At 46.5% G+C, this 21,736-nt stretch carries 16 protein-coding genes; 7 read left to right on the forward strand and 9 right to left on the reverse strand.

What is annotated here, in order from left to right; all coding sequences use genetic code 11:
* Window positions 1-119 precede the first annotated feature (119 nt).
* Window positions 120-653: a DUF2808 domain-containing protein gene (locus tag AB3R30_RS09125; RefSeq protein WP_458648864.1), complete on the reverse strand. Its 534-nt coding sequence runs from the start codon at window positions 651-653 to the stop codon at window positions 120-122.
* 341 nt (window positions 654-994) lie between these two features.
* Between AB3R30_RS09125 and pntA the strand changes: the two genes are divergently transcribed.
* Together pntA and pntB are read left to right on the forward strand one after the other, a co-directional pair.
* Entirely contained in the window at window positions 995-2,644 is a 1,650-nt protein-coding gene (gene pntA / locus AB3R30_RS09130) for a Re/Si-specific NAD(P)(+) transhydrogenase subunit alpha (RefSeq protein ID WP_458648865.1), read from the forward strand.
* 96 nt (window positions 2,645-2,740) lie between these two features.
* Window positions 2,741-4,144, forward strand: a complete 1,404-nt coding sequence (pntB, locus tag AB3R30_RS09135) for a Re/Si-specific NAD(P)(+) transhydrogenase subunit beta (protein WP_458648866.1) — start codon at window positions 2,741-2,743, stop codon at window positions 4,142-4,144.
* A gap of 105 nt (window positions 4,145-4,249) precedes the next feature.
* Here pntB and psbH read toward each other — a convergent pair whose 3' ends face one another.
* Entirely contained in the window at window positions 4,250-4,438 is a 189-nt protein-coding gene (gene psbH / locus AB3R30_RS09140; RefSeq protein WP_171573420.1) for a photosystem II reaction center phosphoprotein PsbH, read from the reverse strand.
* An 82-nt stretch (window positions 4,439-4,520) separates the two neighbouring features.
* Between psbH and psbN the strand changes: the two genes are divergently transcribed.
* Window positions 4,521-4,652, forward strand: coding sequence for a photosystem II reaction center protein PsbN (gene psbN, locus AB3R30_RS09145; protein ID WP_171573419.1), 132 nt, complete (start codon window positions 4,521-4,523; stop codon window positions 4,650-4,652).
* On the opposite strand, the gene AB3R30_RS09150 is transcribed toward psbN, so the two are convergent.
* Both AB3R30_RS09150 and AB3R30_RS09155 read right to left on the reverse strand, forming a co-directional pair.
* Window positions 4,649-7,903, reverse strand: a complete 3,255-nt coding sequence (locus tag AB3R30_RS09150; protein ID WP_458648867.1) for an alpha-mannosidase — start codon at window positions 7,901-7,903, stop codon at window positions 4,649-4,651. The genes psbN and AB3R30_RS09150 overlap by 4 nt on opposite strands.
* 68 nt (window positions 7,904-7,971) lie before the next feature.
* Complete coding sequence (locus AB3R30_RS09155; RefSeq protein WP_458648868.1) at window positions 7,972-9,060, reverse strand: S66 peptidase family protein; 1,089 nt, start codon at window positions 9,058-9,060, stop codon at window positions 7,972-7,974.
* A 10-nt stretch (window positions 9,061-9,070) separates the two neighbouring features.
* On the opposite strand from AB3R30_RS09155, the gene AB3R30_RS09160 reads away from it, so the two are divergent.
* Complete coding sequence (locus AB3R30_RS09160) at window positions 9,071-9,691, forward strand: DUF1003 domain-containing protein (RefSeq protein ID WP_458648869.1); 621 nt, start codon at window positions 9,071-9,073, stop codon at window positions 9,689-9,691.
* 151 nt (window positions 9,692-9,842) lie between these two features.
* Window positions 9,843-11,321: an alpha-amylase gene (locus AB3R30_RS09165; RefSeq protein WP_458648870.1), complete on the forward strand. Its 1,479-nt coding sequence runs from the start codon at window positions 9,843-9,845 to the stop codon at window positions 11,319-11,321.
* Window positions 11,322-11,404: 83 nt separating this feature from the next.
* On the opposite strand, the gene AB3R30_RS09170 is transcribed toward AB3R30_RS09165, so the two are convergent.
* Window positions 11,405-11,995: a flavodoxin family protein gene (locus tag AB3R30_RS09170; protein WP_458648871.1), complete on the reverse strand. Its 591-nt coding sequence runs from the start codon at window positions 11,993-11,995 to the stop codon at window positions 11,405-11,407.
* A 111-nt stretch (window positions 11,996-12,106) separates the two neighbouring features.
* Here AB3R30_RS09170 and AB3R30_RS09175 point away from each other — a divergent pair, with 111 nt between their 5' ends.
* Window positions 12,107-12,484 (forward strand): winged helix-turn-helix transcriptional regulator, encoded by a 378-nt coding sequence (locus AB3R30_RS09175; RefSeq protein WP_458648872.1) that lies wholly within the window; start codon window positions 12,107-12,109, stop codon window positions 12,482-12,484.
* Window positions 12,485-12,683: 199 nt separating this feature from the next.
* Window positions 12,684-14,129, forward strand: a complete 1,446-nt coding sequence (locus AB3R30_RS09180; RefSeq protein WP_458648873.1) for a glycoside hydrolase family 13 protein — start codon at window positions 12,684-12,686, stop codon at window positions 14,127-14,129.
* On the opposite strand, the gene AB3R30_RS09185 is transcribed toward AB3R30_RS09180, so the two are convergent.
* The 4 genes from AB3R30_RS09185 to AB3R30_RS09200 form a co-directional block, all read right to left on the reverse strand.
* Window positions 14,121-15,203, reverse strand: a complete 1,083-nt coding sequence (locus tag AB3R30_RS09185; protein WP_458648874.1) for an ABC transporter ATP-binding protein — start codon at window positions 15,201-15,203, stop codon at window positions 14,121-14,123. The genes AB3R30_RS09180 and AB3R30_RS09185 overlap by 9 nt on opposite strands.
* A gap of 228 nt (window positions 15,204-15,431) precedes the next feature.
* The gene (locus tag AB3R30_RS09190; RefSeq protein WP_458648875.1) at window positions 15,432-16,277 is read right to left on the reverse strand and encodes a carbohydrate ABC transporter permease; all 846 of its coding nucleotides are present in this window, start codon (window positions 16,275-16,277) and stop codon (window positions 15,432-15,434) included.
* A gap of 107 nt (window positions 16,278-16,384) precedes the next feature.
* Window positions 16,385-18,844 carry an exonuclease domain-containing protein gene (locus AB3R30_RS09195; RefSeq protein WP_458648876.1) on the reverse strand — a complete coding sequence of 820 codons (2,460 nt, stop codon included), beginning with the start codon at window positions 18,842-18,844 and terminating at the stop codon, window positions 16,385-16,387.
* A gap of 191 nt (window positions 18,845-19,035) precedes the next feature.
* Entirely contained in the window at window positions 19,036-21,564 is a 2,529-nt protein-coding gene (locus tag AB3R30_RS09200; RefSeq protein ID WP_458648877.1) for an ATP-binding protein, read from the reverse strand.
* Between the last annotated feature and the right edge of the window lie 172 nt (window positions 21,565-21,736).

Raw genomic sequence — 21,736 nt, forward strand, 5'->3', positions numbered from 1 at the left:
TCCTTCTCTCAAGCTTCCCAAACAAGGTTTGAAAAAATTCACAGTCCATAACTGTATCACCCTTTAGGTCAAGCTGTAAAAGGTGATGCAGTTTCTACAGGGGTAGTTTTAGCGCTCGTCTAAGAGATTTGGATCACCCAAGTGCCCAAATAGCGCAGCAAAGGCAAATCGCCAGGGGACATAATTTGACAGTTGAAGTAGAACATGCCGCCTGAAGTTGGATTTTTGACATTCTCCAACCAGATTTCCACTTTGGTATTCGCAGGTACAGGATCTTCAGGAAAGATTTCGAGTAGGTTATTTTCTTTATTCCAAACGACTTCCTTCAGCTTTACGGATTTCCCCTGAACTTGTAGTTCAACGCTTTTGGGGTCGAAAGTGCCTTGGTAGTAGTCAGGATAGGAAATTGCAAATTGGGCAACCGCCAACTTCATCTTTTTGGCAGGAAGACGAAGACGGTAGCGATCCCAGCCTCCAGCCCGACCGCCAAAGTCTAGACGGTAGTTCAAGTTATCATCGCCTTTTGCACCCCCAAATAGGGTTAAACCGGGTAAACCGCTTTGAGCCATGCTGATGAGGGGCACCGCTCCAACCAAGCAACTTGCGATCGCAAACCCAGCGAGAAAGCGTCGTGTCAATAAATTAAAAACCATAGTCTCTTTCACCCAACTAGCTAGTTATCCCGGCTGCTATCAAATTTACTCAATCAAAATATTGATTTGTGATCTGAAGCCTTCCTTATTTATTCCCATACACTCTATCAGTATCCACCCTAAAACGACATTGGGTACTCTGGCTAGGCAGACGCAGACCCATTTAAATATTTAATTCTTTCCAAGAATTGTAACGTTCAACAACTTTGGTCTTAAATCATTCTGCTGAAAAAACAATCCTGCCAAAATCGCACCACAGTAGTAAAGGTTCAAAAGTAAAAGTTCAAATACCCTTGCAAATATAGGGAGCTTATTGATTAGGAGCGATCGTTGGAGCCGCTATGAAAATTGGGATTCCTAAAGAAATTTATCCCGGTGAATGCCGAGTTGCTGCCACACCAGACACCGCTAAACGCTTACAAAAGCTGGGGTTTGAAGTGTGGGTTGAAGCGAATGCTGGCAGTGCCGCAAACTTTCTAGATGAAGCGTATGTGCAAGCAAACTGCACCGTTGTACCAGACGCTTCAACCCTTTGGGCAGAGTCGGATATTGTGCTAAAAGTGCGCCCACCTGCACTCCAGTCTGAAGCAAATGGCTCCTCTGAAGTAGAATCAGTGCGAGAGGGCGGCACGGTGATCAGCTTTATCTATCCGGCACAAAATCGAGAATTGCTAGAGGCTTTAGCTGTCCGGAAAGCGACTGTGCTGGCAATGGATGCCATTCCTCGAATTAGTCGCGCTCAAAAAATGGATGCCTTGAGTTCCATGGCAAACATTGCGGGATACCGGGCAGTGATTGAAGCTGCGAGTCAATTCGATCGCTTTTTCCCTGGACAGATCACCGCTGCGGGTAAAGTGCCTCCTACTAAAGTGATGATCATTGGCGCAGGAGTTGCCGGATTAGCCGCGATCGGAGCAGCCAAAAATTTGGGAGCGATCGTCCGCGCCTTCGACACGCGCCCTGCGGTAAAAGAGCAAGTCGAAAGCATGGGAGCCGAGTTTCTAGAACTGGCGTTTGAGGAAGACGGCACTGGACAGGGTGGTTATGCCAAAGTGATGAGCGAAGAATTCATCAAGGCGGAAATGGCGCTGTTTGCAGAACAGGCAAAAGAGGTAGACATTATCATCACCACTGCTCTCATTCCGGGAATAAAAGCACCCGTACTGATTACCCAGGCAATGGTAGACAGTATGAAACCGGGTTCCGTCATTGTGGATCTCGCCGCAGAACAGGGCGGCAACTGCGAAGTCACAAAACCGGGCGAAGTGTATCGTTACAATGGCGTGACTATTATTGGCTTAACCGATTTGCCTAGCCGGATGGCGCAACAGGCAAGCCAGCTTTATGGCACAAACTTATGTCACTTGCTAGATGAACTGGGCGGTAACGACAAATACACCTTGGACTTTGACAACGAAGTGATACGCGGCGCAACTGTAGTAAGAGAGGGCAAGATCACCTGGTCGCCCAACAAGCCACCTGCTCTGCCGCCAAAACCTGTGGAGTCGGCTCAAGTTGCGCCGCAATCTGTCCCAGTGAAAGCTGTTTCGGTTCCAACTGCCCCGATTCCCGCAGGGATCGTTTCACGAATCGCAACCCCTGTAACTGCACCAACCTCTCAGCTACCCGGCAAAAAATCATCTCCCGGCAGCAGTCAAGATTTCATTTGGCTAGCCCTAACCGGATTGACACTCCTTGGTATTGGCATTGGCGCACCACCCTCGTTCCTCACACACCTCACGGTGTTTGTACTGGCAATTTTTGTGGGTTGGCAAGTGATCTGGAACGTTAGTCCTGCGCTGCACACTCCATTAATGAGCGTTACCAATGCCATCAGCGGCATTATTATCATCGGCGGCATCCTGCAATTGTCTGGTTCTGCCTTTTCACCCACCGCAATTTTAGGTGCGATCGCCATTCTCATCGGCACCATCAACATTGCCGGGGGCTTTCTCGTCACTCAACGGATGTTGAAAATGTTTCAAAGATAAAAGAGGCAAAGTTTTGAATTTTGAGTTTTGAATTTTAAGCTCGCTATTCGCCATTCCTTCCCCCTACCCCTTTACTTTCTTCACCCCTTTACCTTTATGACCAGCAGCCTTTTGACGGTTTCTTACATTGGAGCCAGCGCTCTATTCATCCTCAGCCTGGGGGGATTGTCGAACCAGGAATCGGCGCAGCGGGGCAACCTGTACGGCATGATTGGTATGGCGATCGCGATCGTGGCAACGGCGATCGGGGCTGGCATGAGTGGCTTTGATGCTAGCAATTACGGCACCTTAGCGATCGCCATGATTCCTGGAATTTTAATTGGGTCACTTTTGGCAGCACGGGTTGCCATGACCTCCATGCCAGAACTCGTCGCCATTTTGCATAGTTTCGTCGGCGCAGCGGCAGTTCTCGTCGGCATTGCTAATTACCTTTCGCCCGACCACTCACTTAGCGGTGTGGAAGAGGCGATTCACCAAGTCGAAATTTATGTCGGTGTTTTCATTGGAGCCGTGACATTTTCCGGTTCTGTGATTGCGTTTGGCAAACTTAGAGCTTTGATTACAAGCAAACCTGTATTGTTGCCTGCGCGCCACTTTTTGAATCTGGGAATGCTAGCGGCGATCGTGTGGTTAGGCAGTTGGTTTCTCGCGGCTCCAGGTTATGCTGGACTGACACCTTTACTGATTATGACGGGCATCGCCATGGTGCTGGGTGTGCATTTGGTACTTGCGATCGGCGGTGCAGATATGCCCGTGGTCATTTCCATGCTCAACAGTTATTCTGGTTGGGCGGCAGCAGCAGCGGGGTTCATGCTGTCCAACGATCTACTGATCATCACCGGGGCACTCGTGGGTAGCAGCGGCGCAATTCTCAGCTACATCATGTGTAAGGCAATGAACCGCTCTTTTATCAGTGTGATTTTGGGTGGATTTGGCGCTGCAAGTGGTTCGGCTCCTGCTGTCAAGTTAGAAGGAGAAGTCCATGAAACGACTGCCGCTGATACCGCAAAACTTCTGCGTGATGCCAAAAGCGTTGTGATTGTGCCGGGATATGGCATGGCAGTGGCACAAGCTCAGCACTCGGTTTCAGATATTGCCAAAACTCTGAAAGGGCTGGGAATTACTGTCCGGTTTGGCATTCATCCCGTAGCAGGACGGATGCCGGGACATATGAACGTGTTGCTGGCAGAAGCGCATGTGCCCTATGACATCGTGCTAGAGATGGACGAGATTAACGAAGATTTTCCGGCAACGGATGCGGTGTTAATCATTGGCGCAAACGATACGGTTAACCCCAGCGCGGAAGAAGATCCTAACAGCCCGATCGCTGGAATGCCTGTAATGGAAGTCTGGAAATCCCATAAGGCGATTGTCATGAAGCGCAGTATGGCAAGCGGTTACGCCGGGGTAGAAAACCCGCTGTTCTACAAAGCAAACACCGAAATGTTATTTGGTGATGCCAAGAAAAATCTGGATGAAATCTTGACGCACCTGCGGTGAGACATTCCAAATTCCGCCCAAGTTCCGCTCATAAAAAAACCCCGAAGAGCCGGGGCACAGTGCGGTAGAAATAAACTTTGCATTGGAAGCACTGGATTCTTGTGCTTACCAATCCACAGAAAAACCATCCAAAATGATCGAGGAATTGTAAATTTGCAAAATAATCAGCAAAAACACCAGAAATAAACCCATGAAAACTCCCATTAGAAGAGTTGTTCCCCAGCCAGGAACAACCTTACCGTATTCAGAATTTAAGGGCTTAAGAATATCACCTAACCGAGTCCGCTGTGCCATGGTCACCTTATGAGAATCTCGACAGAAGTTGTAAATGTTCGTTACATTATACGATGGCTGTGTACTTATAATTTTAATGCCAATGGAACCTGCAATAGCTCTTAACATTTCGATCTGCGCTGCCCTCGTTGGTCTGACTGGATATGCCATCTACACGGCGTTTGGTCCTCCCGCAAAGAGCTTGGATGATCCGTTTGAAGACCACGAAGATTAGTCGCGATCGCGCTTTAATTTAAAACTAACTATTTCCCAGGGGCGAACGGCGATCGGTTGCCCCTTTGTTATGGGTTCACCAATTGGCTGCTCCAACAAATCCACAGCCGTCTCAATCTTCAGATTCAAGTCGCTGCTCAGGTTCAACTGCGCCTCCTCGCCATGGCACTCATAGCAGCGCAAAATCCACTCATCGGGCGCATCTTCCGCCTGCTTTAATGCCATCAGCACCAGATTTTCCGCTCCTAAGTCGAGCAATGACCCCACAGGTGGCAAGGTTCCAGGTTGAGCCATCTCATCTAGATTAAGTTTCACAATATCTAGCACCATATTTAATTCGTAGCCATGTCGTACCGTTTGCGCCTGTTTCCAGTTACCTACATGGGGATAAATTGCATAGGTAAAAGTGTGCCATCCTTTATCGGCTTCGGGGTCGGGCCACTCCGAGCCGCGCAGCAAGGTGAGCCGCAACTGATTCGGTTGAGCATCGTAGCCATATTTACAGTCGTTCAACAGGCTCACACCATAATTTCCATCGCTCAAATCTGCCCAGCGCATCGCCGGAACTTCCCACTGTGCCTTTTCTGCGTCGGTTTGCGGTTTTGTCGTGCGCTGAATCGCTCCACAGGGAATTTCGTAGGTAGCAAAGTCAGCTTCTAAATTGAGCGGAAAGGCTGCTTTGACCAGAACATGACGCTCTTGCCAATTCACTTCCGTTGTGATTTTGAGGATTGGTGAACCCATTTTTAAAATGTAAATTTGCTTGAAAGTAGATTGGTTGAGTTTGCGAGTAACTTGTAAGCACGATCTCACTGGACTTTTTTCCAGCCACATGATTTCTTGTAACTCGGTTGGTGGTAAAGGATAGTTCTCGTAATTTGGATCAATATTCCAAGCGTCCCAGTATTGCCCTTTATCTTCAAACGCCTGCAATTGATTACCAACCCCGCTCAATACTTCTCGCCGGTTCTGCTTGTCGTAAATGCTGACTAAATCCCCTGTTGCTGGATTAACAGTGATATGCAAATACTCGTTTTCTAGTACATAGGACTCATGATCAAAATCGGCTGAGATCGGCTCAATTTCATAAATCCAGTAAGAGCGATAACCATGAGGCGGAACTTTTTCAGCTAGAAATGAAATGCTGTCACTGCGCCCGTTTTTTGATGAATTTTGAATAGGAACAATCTGCCCTTCTAAATCGCAGACTTGCCAGTATTTATGTTTATAAGGGGGCATGAATAAACCTATTCTGGCGATCTCGGTACGTTCCCAACTTAGGGCGTTGAATACGACTAATAATTTGGCATCAGGATGAGGAGGAGGTTGAAGTGGAGCAATGCAACTTGCGAGCTTGTTTGATAGGTCAGTAAGCATAGGAAATAACTCAGTCCGCTGAACATCTTCCCAAACTTCATTCGCATCATCAAACACTTGAGTAATCGATGATCCAGGCAGAATGTCATGAAACTGATTGAATAAAACCTTTTTCCAGGTTTCCTCTAATCGCTCTTTGGGGTAAGACATTCCGGTGGTGATTGCTGCCAACGATGCCCATAGTTCTACTTTATCAAGCAGATTTTCAGCTTGTCGATTTTCCTGCTTCTGATCAGCATGGGTGGTGTAGCAGCCGCGATGAAATTCCAGGTAAAGTTCGGAGTTCCAGGTGGGAAGGGAGCTAGAAGAGTTCTGAGTTTCGAGTTTTGAGTTTTGAGTGGAATCTTCAAGCGTGGTCTGTTCCCTGTTCCCTATTCCCTGTTCCCTGTTCTCTGTTCCCTGTTCCCTGACACCTTCTAGATACTTCAACACGGTGCCAAATTCCATCTGCGGGAAGAAGGGCGATCGCTGCCAACGTCGGGCTACTTCCAGCATGTCGCGGGTGGGTCCGCCGCCGTGATCGCCGACACCGGGGAGCCAGAGAGTAGTTTGCAAACCTGTTTTTTGCTCCAGTTCCCAGGCAAAGGTCGCCATTTTCACCGGGTCGATCGCTTCACCAATGGGGGCAGACATTAGGCTGAAAATCTGCGTACCGTCGGGTGCTTGCCACTGAAAAACTTCATGGGGAAACTTTGTGGTGTCGTTCCAGCGCAGCTTTTGGGTAACGAAGTAGTCTACGCCGCCCTGCTTCAAGAGTTGGGGCAATTGCCAGGTGAAGCCAAAGGTGTCAGGCACCCAGGCGATCGCGCAGGTCTGCCCAAATTTTTCTTGAATGTATCTCTGTCCGTAGAGAATTTGTCGGGCGATCGATTCGCCGCTGATTAGGTTTAACTCTGGCTCAATCCAAAACCCAGCGACGATTTCCCATTTTCCGGCTTTCACCTGTTCCTGAATTTGAGCGAACAAATCAGGACGATTTTTCTCTATCCATTCGTACAGGGCTGGCGTAGTATGGGCAAACGTCAGTTCTGGAAAGTCTTGTTGCAAGTTTAGGACAGAGCGAAAGGTGCGCTCTGCGGCTTCCCAGGTTTCTGCCACTGTCCATAGCCACGCCATATCCAGGTGAGCATGTCCGACTAGGGTAATCTGGCGTTGTTTAATCGGTTCAGCCAGTGGTAAAAGAGTTTTGCGGAGGGCGTGAAGTGAAGCCGTGAAGGGGTGGAGGGGTGGAGGGGTGGAGGGAGATGAGGTTAGAGAAGCCCAATCAATTTTTGAAATAGCCTCATTTAGAAAAACCAGCTTTTCGGGTTGGAATTGTTTAAGAAAGCTGTGCAGTACGGCAAGCTCGTTGGCAATAAAGGCGGGTTCGGGGAGTGAGTTGGGGTCAAACACTTCGTAGTGACAGGCGGATTTCATCAGTGCGCCGTCTTCATGGATGGGGCTGACGAGACGGAGGGCGATCGCAAATTCATCACCCGCCTTAACGCTAGAACTCAACAAAAGCCGGGGGGCACAGTCAAACAAATCGCCTGACTGTACTAATTCACCGTTGACGTAGACTTGCGCGTCTGTTGCCCACCACAGCAACGCTAGCCGTAAACACATCCCTTCTAACGGGTAGCCGTTTAAATCAGTGGGAACCTCCACTAGTCGCGCAAACCAGCGCACCGTCTGCCCAATTTTCCAGGGATGATGATCTTTGGCGTTGACTTCGCTGATCGCCCAATTCTTCCAGTTTTCAGAGTTTGTGGCTTCAATGGGTGGTAAATCTTGATCGCAATATCGCCAGCCTGGTTGGATGCTGACTTGACTTAGGCACCGCAGACGCGCGATCGCTACCAGAATTGGCTCGGATGGGGAAGATAACTGACTCACAGGGGCATACCACTCAACGATTCTTATCCTAGACCTGTTCTGCTGCTGGTTTAGCCATTTCCAGCCAGTTAGCTTGCATAAACGGCATTTTCATTAACGATGAGAGTTTTAGCGGTGGCATCTAAGGTGGCGATCGCCCCAATTGGCAGCACGGCGTTCTCGCGTACATGTCCAAACATTAGGTTATACAGGGTTGGTTTTTTCAACGGTTCCAAGCGATCGCGCAGCACATTTTCTAGGCTAATGGTTTGCGGAAACGACGCTTGATACTCCTTCGGGTAGCAATCCACAAAGCGACCTAGGGCAATTCCGGCAGCGGCTTGCAGCTTTCCGGCTAGCCACAGTTGGGTTAACATGCGATCGATGCGATAAGGCTCCTCGCCAATTTCTTCTAAAAATAAAATCTTGCCTGTGGTGTCGGGTTCAAACGGTGTACCGATCAGGTTGGTAATCAGGGTGAGATTGCCGCCGACCAGTTGCCCCGTTGCTTGTCCTGGCACAATCGTAATCAGGCGATTGGTGCGTTCAATGGTGCCCTCTGCGGGTTGGGGCGGTTTTGCCACTCCCCCAATCGCGCGACTGGACATCATGGTGCGGCGAAAGTGTTCCATAGCATAATCGCCTACGCCCGTCAGCCCTGAAGACCCATGAAAAGTAACTAATCCAGTTTTGCGATTGATGCCAACAAGCAGCGCCGTAATATCGCTGTGACCGACAATTACTTTGGGCGATCGCCGAATTTGTTCATAATCCAACAGCGGCAGAATCCGGCTACAGCCATAGCCACCGGAAAAGGTGACAATGCCGCGAATATCAGCCCGCCGAAACATCTCATTCACATCAGCGGCGCGTTGGGCATCGGTTCCCGCTAGATAGCCGTTTTGGGCAGTAATGTTGCGTCCCAACACCACTTTAAAGCCATATTGCTCCATGGTTTCCTGGGCGATCGCAATCTCCTCTGGCTCGTAAGCATTACTCGCAGGCGCAACCATCCCCACCGTATCGCCGGGTCGCAGCATACGCGGCTTTAGCACCGGCAAGGCAGCAGCGGCATCGTCAGGCAAGGTAGCAGACAAAGCGCTGGCAGCAATTCCTCCTGTGGTGACTTGCAAAAAATGACGACGAGATGGACGATGACGAAATAAATTTGAAAACATGCATAGCCGTATGAATCATCTACTTAATCGTAAAGCGAGACCCAGAAAAATTCTCACAGCGCCTCTCCCTGACCCGGTGACCAAAAACATTGAAGCGATTCTCTCAATGCATAATCAAGAAGTGCAAGACTTGGCTGCTCATCAACGAGCGATTGAAGCGATCGCCAAGTTTTTTGGACAACCTGCTTTCCTGTATGTATTGATAGCAGGGTTTACTATTTGGATTGCAAGTAGTCTTTTCAGTCAGTTTTTACCGTTTACATTTCCGCTATTTCATTGGTCAGAACACGGTTTAGATGCGGCTGCTTTACTGATTTCTACGGGAGTTTTAATTGAGCAAAGCCGGGAAGAAAATTTTGCTGAGCAACGGACTCAATTGATGTTGCAACTGAACTTGCTATCTGAACAAAAGATTGCCAAAATTATTGCAATTCTGGAAGAACTTCGAGCAGATTTACCCAATGTGCGCGATCGCTATGATCCAGAAGCAGTCATCATGCAAGAAGCGGCTGACCCGATCGCCGTTCTAAATGCACTTCAAGAAACCCTCCAGCGTGAGCTAGCCCCTGAAGAAAAATCCGATGAAAAAGAAAAATCAGAGCGATCGCCCGTAGAGAATGCGATACCCTAGTTTCACAAGACAAACCAACGCCATTAAGCATCTATCATTCGGTCGATGTTGTTTTGGTCACTTGATAGATGTTTTAATCCTTTTATCGTATTTAATATTACAGATATATATAAATTCCAACAATTTCTATCTTTCGCGGGAGGCTACATTCGTGTCGGAAACAAACGGTGTGATGATGCAATATTTTCATTGGTATAGTCCAGATGATGGCAACCTATGGAATCAATTAGCAGAATCGGCTGATGAATTAGCAAAAGCTGGAGTAACTTCCGTTTGGTTACCCCCCGCTTATAAAGGCACGGGCGGTGGCATGGATGTCGGCTACGGAGTCTACGACTTATTTGATCTAGGCGAGTTTGACCAGAAAGGCTCGGTGCGAACCAAGTATGGCACTAAGGAAGAATACATCAAGGCGATTAAAGCGGCTCAAAAAGCTGGGATTCGAGTCTATGCCGATGTGGTACTCAATCACAAGTTAGGAGCCGATGCCGAAGAAGAAGCAGAAGCCACGCCCTTAAATGCTGACAATCGGAATGAAGCGATCGGAGAATACCAAAAAATAAAAGCTTGGACTCATTTCACCTTTCCCGGTCGTGCTGGCAAATACTCAACAATGGAGTGGCATTGGTGGCACTTTGACGCGATCGATTACAACGTTTACAACGAAGGTGAAAACGCTGTTTATCTGCTTAAAGGCAAAGAATTCGACAACAATGTTGACCTAGAAAAAGGTAACTTTGACTATCTCATGGGGTGCGATCTAGATATGGATCACCCCGAAGTAATGGGCGAGTTGAAATATTGGGGCGAGTGGTATGTAGATACCACTGGCGTAGATGGCTTTCGATTCGATGCGGTGAAACATGTCTCTGCCGAGTTTTTCCGCGAATGGATGGATCATGTGAGCCACTATGCCAAACGAGATCTTTTTGCAGTCGGTGAATACTGGTCCTACGATGTGGAAGCGCTCCATAGCTTCATTGAAACGACTGACGGCAAGGTGACGCTGTTTGATGCGCCGCTGCACTACAACTTCCACGTTGCGAGCCAAGCGGGTAATGAGTATGATATGCGCCAGATTTTTGATAATACACTGGTGCAGGATCAGCCCACTTTAGCGGTGACATTAGTAGAAAACCACGATTCTCAACCGCTGCAATCCTTAGAATCGGTTGTGGAGTCTTGGTTTAAACCGATCGCCTATGCTCTAATTTTGCTACGCCAAGCAGGCTATCCCTGTGTATTCTATCCCGACTATTACGGCGCTCATTACAAAGACAGCGGCAATGATGGAAACGAGCATGAAGTGTGGCTAGATAAACATCAATTCTTACTAGATAAGCTGCTTTATGCCCGACAAACCTATGCCTATGGCGATCAGTATGATTACTTTGACCATGCTAATACTATTGGCTGGACGCGGTTAGGCGATGAAGATCATCCGGGCGGGATGGCAGTAGTTGTCAGCAATGGCGATGAGGGCCGCAAGCATATGGAAGTGGGGCAGCCGAACCGCACCTACATTGATATGACGGAACATATTGATGAGCCGATAACCACCGATGACAAAGGCTGGGCAGAGTTTCGCTGTCCTGCTGGCTCTGTGTCAGTGTGGGTTCCTCAAGCGTAAAGACATCTCAGCCTAGATATCTCAGCCTAAATTTAGTCTAGAGACGCAAAATTTTGCGTCTCTACTTGTTTCTGAGGCAATTTCTAGCTGTGATTCCAGCGTTGAGCCGCGATCGCAATCCGTTGACCATACTGCACAGCCGTGAGGCGATCTCCAGGTTCAATAACAGCAGGTGCGCCACTCATATCTAGATCACTTTGCCCCATCACGCCTAAAAAAGAACCTAAGCGATTGACATTATCATCCTTACCCATAGAAGCACTGGGCATCTCACCGGCACCAACCCAAATCATGCTGTGCTGTGCGGCATTAATCGCCAAGTAAAGCAGCGTTCCTTGCTTGTCGCCACTGGGGGAACCAGAATGGGTAAATCCGCCAGCAATTTTATCTTTCCACTGTTGAGCAAACCAGGCAGAACTAGCCGCATCGATAAAAGCTTTGAACTGGGCTGCCACTCCGCCCATGTAGGTCGGTGAACCAAACACGATCGCGTCTGCCTGAGCAAGTTGCTCTAAAACCTGATCGTCTTTCCAGCGCCCATTGGTGATTTGTTCGCCCACAATGCGGAATAGCTGAACGTGTTCAGTCACCTTACTCATGCCTTCTGCGATCGCTTCAGCCATAAGATGGGTATGCCCAGAACCTGAAAAATAGACCACTGCAACGCTGACCATAGAAACCTCGTGGAGCCTTAAGTTGAAAGACACCCCGATATTAAAAGGGCTACTTACTAAAGTAAAGTAGGTACTTTATAGTAACTAGTAGGAACTTTTCAGTAACTAAACATGGCTCATTCTTCTAAAGATAGTCACCCTTGCCCTGTCAGCCGTTTAATGGCAGTCCTTTCAGGTCCTTGGACGATGTATATTTTGTGGGTATTATCGACCCAAGGAGCAACCCGTTTTGGAGCATTGAAACGCTTAGTGGAAGGAATTTCTACAAAAGTGCTAACAGAACGCCTCCGTTTATTAGAGCAGGAAGAGATTCTGTATCGGCATTATGAACCGACTGTGCCACCGCAAGTTACCTATGGTTTGACAGCGCGGGGACTGGAGTTATGTACTGTGCTTGATCAGCTAAATGCTTTGGCAGAAAGTTGGTATAGCATTTCGTCGAAATCACAAGCGATCGCCCTAGGATGCTACAAACCACCCTCACCCTAAATCCCTCTCCTTGGGGAGAGGGACTTTGAGTATTACTCCCTTCTCTTTTGGGGAGAAGGATTGGGGATGAGGGTCTTCTGTTTAATTGCTGCTATTAAATTTCTGCCAATTGACAGACCCGCTTGATTCTGGATCTCGATACTCTAACAATGGTTTTGCAAATGTAACTTTTTCTTAAATTTTCTACCTTATAACCCTTATGCAAATTCAAACGCCTGATTGGGTCAAACATGCTGTCTTCTATCAAATCTTTCCCGATCGCTTTGTTCGTGCTGCTGCTCGTAAGCTCTGGCTGCAAGAGTCCTCCTGGGAACCTTGGCATGTGCCGCCGACGCTGCAAGGGTATAAAGGGGGCGACTTGTGGGGTGTGATCGAAAAACTGGATTATCTGCAAACGTTAGGAATTACGGCAATTTACTTCACTCCAATCTTTCAATCGGCTAGTAATCATCGGTATCACACTCATGATTATTTTCAGGTAGACCCTATTTTGGGTGGCAATATTGCGTTTGAAGAATTGCTCAATGAAGCGCACAGTCGCAATATTAAAGTGGTGCTAGATGGCGTGTTTAATCATTGCAGTCGCGGGTTCTTTTTCTTTAATGACATTTTGGAAAATGGACCCTATTCGCCCTGGGTCGATTGGTTCAAAATCGAAGGCTGGCCACTTGCGCCCTATGATGGCGATCGCCCAGCGAATTATGAAAGTTGGTGGGATAATCGGGCGCTGCCAGTGTTTAATCACGACAATCCTAGTGTGCGTGAGTACTTGATGGAAGTTGCCGAATATTGGCTGAAGTTGGGGATTGATGGGTGGCGGCTGGATGTGCCGAATGAAATTAAAACCCCTGGTTTTTGGCAAGAGTTTCGCGATCGCGTCAAAGCGATTAATCCCGAAGCTTATATTGTGGGAGAAATCTGGGGCGATTCGCGGGAATGGCTTGATGGGTCTCAGTTTGATGGGGTGATGAACTATTTATTTACTGCGCCTACGATCGCTTTTACAGCGGGCGATCGCGTCATTCGTGAGTATGTTGAAGGTCGATCTTATACCCCCTATCCGGCGTTAGATGCCAAAGGCTACGCAGCCAAAATTCAAAAGCTTTTGGCGCTTTACCCGTGGGAAATTCAACAAACTCAGCTTAATCTGCTTGCCAGTCACGATACGGCTCGGTTGCTGAGTATTGCGGATGGGGATAGAGATAGCGTCAAACTAGGAACTCTGCTCCTGTTGACCTATCCCGGTGCGCCTAGCATTTACTATGGCGATGAGGTCGGCTTGGCGGGTGCCATTGATCCCGATTCGCGGCGTGGCTTCCCTCTTGAAGCCGATTGGGATCAGGACTTTTTGGATTATCACCGTCAGCTAATTGCTTTGCGTCATGCCCATCCTGCGCTACGAGTGGGCGACTACAAAACCCTCTATGCCAAGGGAGATGTGTATATTCTGGCGCGTAGTTTGCCGACTGAAACGATTGTGGTTGCTGTGAATGCTGGAACTGAATCTGCCACAGCAACGTTACCCGCGATGCCTCAAGCTCTACAGCAGCTTTTTGGTGAGAGTACTTTGAAGCAGACCGCGAATGAGTTAGAAATTACTCTTCCGCAACGAAGCGGCTGCATTTTGGGTTGCAATTTAGTGTGATTCAGCCAAAGTTTCCCCTGATTCCACGTCAAACCAATGGAGCGAATTAGGGGAAATTGCTAAGGTGACAGTTTGGTTTAGCCAGTCCTCATTGGATGGCAGCATCGATCGCAGCACCATTGGCACTCCTTGATTACTCATGCTCCGAATGCTGCCCAGCTTGTATATTCCTAAGTTTTCCACCAAAAATACTTGTCCTTGAATCGTGTACTGATCGGTGGGCTGTGCCAGTTGCAGATGTTCCGGGCGAATGCCGAGCATGATCTGAGGCGGTGCTTTGGCAGTCGTTGGCAGCGGAATATTGCAGGTGCCCAAGAGTGCTTGTTCCGCTTGGCAAGGCACCGAAATCAGGTTCATGCGAGGACTGCCGACAAAACTAGCAACAAACTGATTGGCGGGATGATTGTAGATGCGATCGGGCGTATCGAGTTGCTGCAAATAGCCATTGTTGAGGACAGCAACTTTGGTGGAAAGCGTCATTGCCTCCGTTTGGTCATGGGTGACATAAACCACAGGTACGCTTTGGCTAGCGAAGATTTGCTTTAAGTCCGCGCGGACGTTTTCTCGCAGCAAGGCATCTAGATTGCTCAAGGGTTCATCCAACAAAAACACATCGGGGTTTCGGACTAATGCCCTGCCGACTGCCACTCGCTGGCGTTGTCCTCCGGAAAGTTGCCCCGGCTTACGCTGCATTAAATCCTCTAAGCCCAAAATATGCGAGACGGTTTGAATCCGGCGATCGCGTTCATCCTTGGGCACTTGCTTTAGTTTCAGCCCCGCGCTCAGGTTTTTATATACCGTCATGTGGGGATAGAGGGCATAGCTTTGAAACACCATGGCAATATTGCGATCGCCCGGTTTCAGTTGCGTCACATCGCGATCGTCAATCAATATTTGCCCCCGCGTTGGCTCCTCTAGTCCGGCAATCATCCGCAAAATGGTCGATTTGCCACAGCCCGACGGACCTAACAGGCTCAAAAATTCGCCATCCTCCACCGTCAAATTAATATCTTTAACCGGAACCACACTAGGACTAAAGGTTTTGTTGAGGTGAATCAGTTGGAGTTTGGACATGAGAGGAAAGTAGTTTGAGGAGAATAGTTTTGAGTTTTGAGTTCTAAATTTTGAATTGAGTGAAGACTTGCAAGTTTCGCCAATAATTAGGTCTTCGTCTTGAATGAGAAGCTCAAGATTCCTGACCCAGTTTAGTTGCTGCGCCAATTCTTGAAGAAATAGCAAAAGAATAGTTTTTCCAATTCAATCATTTCCCGCAACTCAAAACTCAAAACTCACAATTCATAACTACCCTTTGACTGCTCCTGCGGTTAGCCCTTGCACAATTTGCCGTTGAAAGAACAGGACAAGAATCACCAGCGGAATCGTGCCGACCACAGTAGCAGCAGCGATCGGACCGTAGGGAATCTCGAATACCGAAGCGCTACCTAACTGAGCAGACGCAACAGGAACCGTTTTCATGGTTTCTTCGGTGATAAAAGTGAGGGCAAAGATAAACTCATTCCAGGCGGCAATAAAAGTCAGAATCCCCGTAGTAACCAGCGCAGGCAGGGTCAACGGTGTGAGGATTTGTATTAGCAATTGCCAGGTGCTATAGCCATCGACTTTGGCAGCATCTTCTAGTTCTCTAGGCAGTTGGGCAAAAAAGCTCCGCATGACCAAAATCGTTAATGGTAGGTTCATGGCAGTGTAGGGAATGATCAGCGCCAAATAATTATTGCCTAACTGGAAAAACTGGATGATTTCGAGCAAGCCTTGCAACAGCAAAATGCTAGGAAATAAGGTGACGAGCAGAATCGCAAGCTGGATTAGGTTGCCACCTAAAGGACGCAAACGAGCGATCGCGTAGGCGGCGGGAGTGCCAATTGCCAAGCACAGGAAGGTAGAAGTCAGGGACACGAAAGTACTATTCAGCAAATACCGCAGAAAGGGTTTGCGGGTAAATAGTTCAATGTAGTGGCTTAGCGTCAGGCGAGTCGGAATATAAATATTGGGAATCGCGGCGATATCCTCATTCACCTTAAAGGAGGTTAATACCTGCCATAAAATTGGCGCAAGGCAAAAGAGGCAGAGAACGAAAACGGCTAGCCAGAAGAAAATCTCGTTGAAGGTGATTGGCTTTCTGAGCGACATAGGAGGAATAACGTTAGTTATTAGGTTTTAGAGAATGCCTGCAAAGTCTAGATATAGTTCCATATGGGATTAAAGAAGCTCTCATCTTGAAAATGGATAAAGTCGAGCTAATAACCACCCAAAGCTGAAACGAGCCAGTAATCATTCAAATAAGAAGTCAAGACACGCAAAGCCACTGCCAAGTCAACTTCTAAATCTCTTTCTTGAATATCAATAATCAGGTTATAAGTCAGGTCAAAATTCACGCGATCGCTCTGCTCACTGATGAGAAATTGACCATTTGGGCTGTAGTTCAGTTTTGCAATTTCATCTGAGCCGACTTTACTAGTAATTGCAGATTCACGGGCATCTCTAACCAAAAAAAACTTAGTTGTGGGATGACTAGCCACTAACTGATTAAAGTTTTTGATGCGAGACGTAAAACTACTCCCACTGGCGTTGAGGAAGCCAATCACAATTTCCCCTTGAGAAGTCTTAATATTAAAATGCTCTGGTAATTTACTTTTTCCTAGCCGCAGAGGATAAAAATCTAACGCTCGATACAGCTTAAAAGCCTCAGCGATCGCAGCTAACTTTCCGATGTCATCTGCATCATTAATGATAGTCGGTTTATTGTAGGCATCGAGCAAATCATCTTTCTTGTATTCTAGATATTCAAGAATTGAGTCTTCTACAGAAAGCTGCCTTCTCTGAGTCCCTGTCCTCTGAGGTTGATTGCGAAGATTAACGGGTGAGTTATTGACTTCTTGTGGAGCAGTTGAGGGTATTTCTAGACCTGCAATCTCGGAGAAAGCTTCGATAGATGGGCTGTTTATAAAAGGTCGAACCAGATTCGCAATCTGAGAAATTACCTGTTCAAGTTGTTCAACTCTAAACTCAATCGAAGGATTTTTGGCAGAGGGTTGATGGTCGATCGGGACTGGAATATTGTTGACTTTGTAGCGAAAGTAAGCACTTGCACGATTAAAAACCGCCCGAATTGAGCCTTGAGTAAGAATATTATTAAGTTCTGAGGAATTGAAGAGATCAGCTAACTCAAGCCCCACAGATGTTGCTTTAAGGGCTAAAAGCTTCTCTAGTTGCTCAACGCTAGGACGTTCTAATCTGACGATATATTCAGAAACTCTATCAACCACAGAACCATCGAAAAATGTTTTGAATTGCTCCCAGCGCTCAGGAAACAAATTAAGAATAATCAAACTATTGGGAACATGCGTCAAAATTTCTTTGACAGCAGATCCAAAACTCTCCAAAATAGGTTTGTTGTGAGCTAGTCCTAAGCTTTCTAGCTGGTCAAAAACAATAATTAGAGGTTCATCAAGAGTTGATAGTTTGCCAAATACCTTAATTGCTTCTAGCGCAAATTCTTCTCGACTAATATCTGTCTGCCAATTGTCTAAACCAATGCTTTCGGCTTGATCATCTTCAAGTTCGTAACCCGCTAACCATCGTCTTGCCAAGTCTTTTTTCCTTAAGTCACTATAGCTACAAAACTTGATAATTCCTTTGAGAATTGTTGTAGAATAGCTAGCCGCTGTGTACTTTTGACTCCACCATTCGTTGAGATGACGTTCAATATATTGCCAGTTTTCTCGATTGCGTTGGGTATCTTCTGCTCCTAAACGGCTATAAAGATTCAGACTATTATTCTGAAGCGCGGCGAGAATCTCCTGTCCCCTTTGAGTGCTAGTCACCGTGGGTAGTGAGTTAAGAATTTTGACAAAACTATTCGCAATGAGCAGTTCGAGTTGAGTGCGATCGCTGCCAATTACCTTCTCAGCAAAAGATTCCAAAATTCGAGAATAGGTGTGGTGTAGAACATGCTCGGCGTTGTTGGGTTGTCGGATAAACAGCAGGCGATTGGTACGCAACAGTTCCTTAGCCATCCGCATGATCAAGTGAGTCTTGCCCGAACCAGGTTCACCGATGACGATCGCGCCTTTGCTTTGTTGGTTAGGGTCAGCTTTAATGTCACCTAGACTAGACTTAAGCAGTTCAAATTCAGCGTGATAAATTGATTGGAAATCAATGTGATCTTGAAAAGGGGTATCAACGCGACTACTGCTAAAAGGATTGGCGGTGGAATGCGGTTGGGTTTGTGTCATTGCCTGCTGATTTTCTAGAATTTTTAAGTAGAGTTGATAGGTAAATTCTGCATCATACCGAGCAGTGTGAGCCTGATTTGAATTGAAGCGCTTGCCGTTGACTTTGAGATGGAGATATTTGCTTAAGTGGTCTAACGAATAGCTATCTACCTGAAACTTTTGTTTGGTAAGTTCCCAAGTACAGCTAAAAGCAACGTCTATCCAAGGGGCTTGCACTTTGTGAAAGCTATGTTGTAACACTTCCAGATCGTGTTTGGCATAGTGGCAGATTACGCGCCTCGATTGGATAATTTTGGCGACATCTTGAACAATTTTATTAAGCGGCTTCAGGTTGAGTCGGATGCTGTAATTTTCGAGGTGATCAGAAGAAAAAGCTTCATAGATCAGATGTCCTTGACAGTCGAGAATGGCAATCTCCCGAAGTTCTGGACTCCCTTCCGTATCCATCACAATAAAATCCAAACTGCTTTGCTCCTATGCCTATTGAGATCTCAAGCAAGATAGTTTGCTCAGGCTAGAGAAAATTCAACATTGCGTCCATTGCCTCACACAGGCGAATACAACTGACATATTAGGATTCTGCTAATAAAAACAAGATGTAGAGGGAACAGGTACATTTGGTTACAAATGTGGGATGCACCCCATTTAACTGACTACGAATGGAGGGGAATTTCAATAATAAACTCGGTTCCTTGACCCGGCTGAGAAATGCATTTCAGCGTTCCTTTATGTTTTTCGACGGTAATTTGATGGCTAATGGCTAGCCCAATTCCGGTTCCTTGCCCGATTGGTTTTGTCGTGAAAAATGGATCAAATAATCGGGATTGAATTTCTTCAGGAATTCCAGAACCATTGTCTTTAATCCGAATTACAACAAAATCGGCTGGAGCAGAGTGAGCTAAGCCATTAGTACTTGAATGATTAGACGAGGGCGATCGCGAAATGACTGCCGTAGCAATGTGAATCGTGCTGGGATTGGCTTTCACATCATCCATGCTACGAGTGCGATCGCGGGTTTCTAATTCATCGATCGCATTTGCCAACAGATTCATAAAGACTTGGTTTAGCTGACTCGCATAACAACTGACTAAGGGCAACTCGCCATACTGCTTAATGAGTTGAATACCGGGATGGTCGGAATAAGGTTTAAGGCGATGTCCCAAAATTAGCAAGGTGCTATCAATACCCTCATGAATATCTACCGATTTCATTTCGGCTTCATCCAACCGTGAGAAATTTCGCAGCGAAGTGACTAAGTTTCTAATCCGTTCTGAACCGACCTGCATTGATTTAAGCAACTTTGGCAGATCTTCTTTTAAAAACTCTAGATCAACCTCATCGATCGCTTGTTGAATTGCAGCATTGGGTTCAACAACAGTTGTTTGATAAAGCGCCAAAATGTTCAACAAACCTTCAGTATATTGATTGGCATGATCGAGATTTCCATAAATGAAATTAACCGGATTATTAATTTCATGGGCAATGCCTGCCACAAGTTGCCCCAAACTCGACATTTTTTCACCGTGGATGAGGAGAGTTTGCGCTTCCTGAAGCTGTTGGAGGGCGATCGCGAGTTGTGCTGCTTTCTCACGTTCTTGAGCTTCTGATCGCTGTAATGCATGATTTAGTTTTGCCAATTCAGCCGCTTGATATAACACCGCTTTCACAACCGCTTGCTGAAGTTCGATCGCGGCATCAACTTCGCAAGTTAGCCAGGGCAGTGATTGAAACTGCACCGTTTCTTTCCACAAATCAAACGATTTCCGGGGAGACAATCGCACGTTGCCAGCTTCATCTTGACTAATCGGCTTTTGAGGATTTCCAGCCCAATTGACCGTTTGAATCACTTCAGGGCGAAACCACAAAATATAGTGTCGAGGCGATACTAAAACTGCTAATAAGCCACTTGCAGAGTCTTTAAATGTTTTCGCTTCGGGCAGCACACTAGAAAGGCAGTGGGTTTGAAAAACATCGCGATCGCTGCTTTTTGCTAACCACTCAACAATCATTTGAATCTGATCTATTGAAGGGGTAATGCCAATCGTTCGACAATCTCCAGAGTTCCAAATGGCTGCCCCATGAGCATTGGTTAAATCAAGTAAATTAGGTTGATCATCGAATAAACCATCCACAAAGGACGGCGATCGCAGCATTTTTTCAACAAGTTGATTATGAGTGGTCTTTAAACCAATTCGATAGTCTTGATGTTCTTGGTTTTCAACATAGGAAATTTGCAATGACATTACCTGTCCTAAAAATTCACAGGCTGATCGAATTTCATAAGAAACAAACTTGGGCGAATAGTGATGACAGGCAATCAATCCCCATAGCTGCCCATCTTTAATAATTGAAATCGACATGGAAGCCGCAACTCCCATATTTTGCAAATATTCAACATGCAACGGTGAAACGCTTCTCAATACTGACTGGCTCAAATCAGTGGGTTGCTGAGTCATTGGATTCGCGATCGGAACAAGCTCTACTGGCTCATAGTTAATATCAGTAATTAAGCGAATCCAATTGTCTAGATATAGCTGCCGTGCCTGCTGGGGTACATCCGTTTTGGGATAGCGCAACCCTAAAAATGGAATTAACTGTTCTTGCTTTTCTTCTGCAATAATGCTGCCATGCCCTTCAGGATCAAATTTGTAGAGCATCACGCGATCGAGTCCAGTTAGCTTGCGAATTTCACGCACAATCACTTGGCAAAGATCTTGAAAGGATTTTGTATTTTGAATGCTTTTGGCAGAAGTGCGAGTGAGATGATAAAGATCTAAGAAACCTAGAACTTCTTGAGACAAGGAAGGTTCTAATTCAAGTATTAAAAAGTTTTCGGAGCGATGCAGTAATCCATTAAAACTATTACTTTTATTCGTGGATTGAATAGATAACTTAAAGGGATTCACTGCCTGTAAATCTAAATGGTTTTTAAGTGCCTGCTTTAAGGTATCTGTTTGATAATCGCCCAGCAGCTTATCTAAGGTTTGATTCAGTAGTGAACTTGCGGACAACTCAAAAACTTTCTCGATGTTATTGCTAACCTGTAATATTTTGAGATCCTGTTCTTGCAGGACTAACAAAACTCCATGGGGCTGAATAAACCCAGGAATATGAATCGGTTCGCGATCGCAATTGGTTAAATCGTAGGGTGCGGTTATTATCGGGTTCACTGCGGTACTCATACTTAAAGAAGCTTTCTAAAGATATTTTGGAGAGTGTCAAGTTGCAGTTTTATACCTGCGTTTTTCTTTTCTAAAATTGAAATTTAGTGATTACGATCATCCAAATTTCCCAGGAATTTCCTAGCTTCAGCACCTATAAAAACCTTACAGGTAAAGAGTTCCCAGAAAATAG

Origin of the sequence: Sivoneniella epilithica UHCC 1019 (assembly GCF_040830845.1) — a bacterium.
Lineage (GTDB): Bacteria > Cyanobacteriota > Cyanobacteriia > Leptolyngbyales > Leptolyngbyaceae > ULC077BIN1.

What these genes read in the sequence shown, in the direction of transcription:
- AB3R30_RS09125 (WP_458648864.1), bottom strand. Translation starts at nt 653, where the DNA reads ATGGTTTTTAATTTATTGACACGACGCTTTCTCGCTGGGTTTGCGATC.
- pntA (WP_458648865.1), top strand. Translation starts at nt 995, where the DNA reads ATGAAAATTGGGATTCCTAAAGAAATTTATCCCGGTGAATGCCGAGTT.
- pntB (WP_458648866.1), top strand. Translation starts at nt 2,741, where the DNA reads ATGACCAGCAGCCTTTTGACGGTTTCTTACATTGGAGCCAGCGCTCTA.
- psbH (WP_171573420.1), bottom strand. Translation starts at nt 4,438, where the DNA reads ATGGCACAGCGGACTCGGTTAGGTGATATTCTTAAGCCCTTAAATTCT.
- psbN (WP_171573419.1), top strand. Translation starts at nt 4,521, where the DNA reads ATGGAACCTGCAATAGCTCTTAACATTTCGATCTGCGCTGCCCTCGTT.
- AB3R30_RS09155 (WP_458648868.1), bottom strand. Translation starts at nt 9,060, where the DNA reads ATGTTTTCAAATTTATTTCGTCATCGTCCATCTCGTCGTCATTTTTTG.
- AB3R30_RS09160 (WP_458648869.1), top strand. Translation starts at nt 9,071, where the DNA reads ATGAATCATCTACTTAATCGTAAAGCGAGACCCAGAAAAATTCTCACA.
- AB3R30_RS09170 (WP_458648871.1), bottom strand. Translation starts at nt 11,995, where the DNA reads ATGGTCAGCGTTGCAGTGGTCTATTTTTCAGGTTCTGGGCATACCCAT.
- AB3R30_RS09175 (WP_458648872.1), top strand. Translation starts at nt 12,107, where the DNA reads ATGGCTCATTCTTCTAAAGATAGTCACCCTTGCCCTGTCAGCCGTTTA.
- AB3R30_RS09180 (WP_458648873.1), top strand. Translation starts at nt 12,684, where the DNA reads ATGCAAATTCAAACGCCTGATTGGGTCAAACATGCTGTCTTCTATCAA.
- AB3R30_RS09185 (WP_458648874.1), bottom strand. Translation starts at nt 15,203, where the DNA reads ATGTCCAAACTCCAACTGATTCACCTCAACAAAACCTTTAGTCCTAGT.
- AB3R30_RS09190 (WP_458648875.1), bottom strand. Translation starts at nt 16,277, where the DNA reads ATGTCGCTCAGAAAGCCAATCACCTTCAACGAGATTTTCTTCTGGCTA.
- AB3R30_RS09200 (WP_458648877.1), bottom strand. Translation starts at nt 21,564, where the DNA reads ATGAGTACCGCAGTGAACCCGATAATAACCGCACCCTACGATTTAACC.